Source organism: Frankia sp. QA3, from assembly GCF_000262465.1.
Classification (GTDB): domain Bacteria; phylum Actinomycetota; class Actinomycetes; order Frankiales; family Frankiaceae; genus Frankia.
Genome location: NZ_CM001489.1, coordinates 3,630,283 through 3,632,198, shown reverse-complemented (window position 1 = coordinate 3,632,198; position 1,916 = coordinate 3,630,283). Strand labels below are relative to the sequence as shown.

At 70.8% G+C, this 1,916-nt stretch carries 1 protein-coding gene and 1 pseudogene; one reads left to right on the top strand and one right to left on the bottom strand.

Annotation, left to right across the window (positions count from 1 at the left end; translation table 11 throughout):
• Positions 1-321 (bottom strand): annotated as a pseudogene (locus FRAQA3DRAFT_RS36065) (hypothetical protein); the annotation flags it as partial.
• Positions 322-1,179: 858 nt separating this feature from the next.
• On the opposite strand from FRAQA3DRAFT_RS36065, the gene FRAQA3DRAFT_RS14935 reads away from it, so the two are divergent.
• A partial coding sequence (locus tag FRAQA3DRAFT_RS14935) for a dolichyl-phosphate beta-glucosyltransferase (RefSeq protein ID WP_009739868.1) occupies positions 1,180-1,916 on the top strand: 737 nt, incomplete at its 3' end.

The following is a 1,916-nucleotide window of genomic DNA, read 5'->3' as shown; positions in this document are numbered from 1 at the left end:
GGCGGACCGCCCGTCGGGCCGGCGCGGTGGTCGCGGTCGGCCACCCTTGCCCCGCCCGTCTCCCGGCGCCCGGCCGTTCTCCGGCGCTGCGCCAGCGGGGTCGGCTGGCGGGGCGGTTCGCTGGCCGCGGCGCAGCACCACCGCGCGTTCCGCCTCGGCGAGGTCGTCCTCGCTGGGCCGGGCGGCGTCACGCGCCCGCATGGCCGTCGCCGGCGGCAGCCGCGAGCGTCCGGCGCCGACGAGGCCGCGTAGCTGGGCTTCGGGATCGCCGGCCTGGGACGGTCGCACCCGCGGGCCGCCGGGGCGTCCTGATCGCGGCATGTGCCCTCCCTCGGCTGCCGGTCTCCGCAGTGCCGCCGGTCTCCGCAGTGCCGCCGGTCTTCGCAGTGCCGCCGGTCCCCGCAGTGCCTGCCGGCCGGGTGCAGTGGCACACCGCGACCGCCGCCGTCCCGGCCACCGGCACCGTGATCGTAACGGACGGCGGGGTGACACGCCGGTCACATGTGCCGGATCGGGTCGCCTCCGACGGCCCGAATTGGTGACGCAGCGCGATCGCATTCGCGGCTTCTGTCTCTTTTCGAGGTACCCCGGCTCACAGTGCGGGTGTCCGGATGCCCGCGCGGGGGACCTCGCCGGCGTCGGGGCGGACGGCGGTGGGGGAGTGGGCCTGCGGTCAGGCGTGAGCCCTGGTAGCGCCCTGTCTCCCGGGGTGGGGGCACCTCGTCGCTACGTCGCTACGGCGCGGGGACGCCGGATTCCGCAAGCCCCGTCGCCGTGGCCATCCAGCGCCGGAGGAATGTGCGTGTAGTGATCCAGATGTTTTTTCATTGTGGTTCGCAAGATCGAGCGGATATCTGACTGTCGAGAGCTTGTCGCTTTCCGTGATAGATCATTCCCGTCTGCCAGGCTTGTCGCTGCGGACCCGCTGTCCGATCTGTTCTTCGGTGTCCGTATGCTGGCCCCGCTGGGAGAACGCTCGATAACCCAATGTATGGCCAATAAGTGCCTGTCCGGGAGGCAAGGGGACGAAGGTCAAGATGGCGGACTTTGGTGCACATACATTGACACCCTTGGTGAATCGCCTGAAACTGCATGCTGATCTCGTCCAGCCGTCCCCGATCGCTGCGCCCTCGCTGGCGTCTGTCACCGGTCCCGCCGTCGCAGCCTAGGAGTTGAGTCTTGGACAGCGTGCCCGTGAGCGTCATCATCCCGGCGTACAACGAGGCGATGCGCCTGCCCGGTCTGCTGCCCTCGCTGGTGTCGGTGATGCGCAAGATTCCCGACGCCGAGGTGATCCTGGTCGATGACGGGAGTACCGACGGCACCGCCGCCGTCGCGGAGGAGCATCTCGCCGGGTTGCCGGGCGGCCGCGTGCTGCGGCTGCCGTGGAACTCGGGCAAGGGCGCTGCGGTGCGCGCCGGAGTTTCGGTCGCGCACGGCGCCTCGATCGTGTTCATGGACGCCGACGGTGCGTCGGACGTCAACGATCTGCCGTTGTTGCTGGCAGCCCTGGAACATGCCGAGGTGGCCCTCGGCTCACGTCGCATCGGCGACGGCGCGATGCGCAGCAGCGGCCGTCGGGTCGGCAGCTGGGCCTTCAACCAGATCACCCGGTCGTTGGCCAGCCTGGACGTCGCGGACACCCAGTGCGGATTCAAGGCGTTCCGCGGCCAGGAGGCGAAGCTGCTGTTCAGCCTCGCCCGCTCGTCGGGATTCGGCTTCGACGTCGAGGTGCTCTCGATCGCCCGCTCGATCGGTTACCGCATCGCCGAAGTCCCGATCCGGTGGGCGGAGATCCCCGGTGGCACGTTCCGGGTGACCCGGCACACGCCGGCGATGATCGTCGACGTGGTGCGCGCCCGCCGCTACCTGGGCCGGTCCGCACCCGGCCTCGTCGTGTCCTCCCCGCCGCGCCC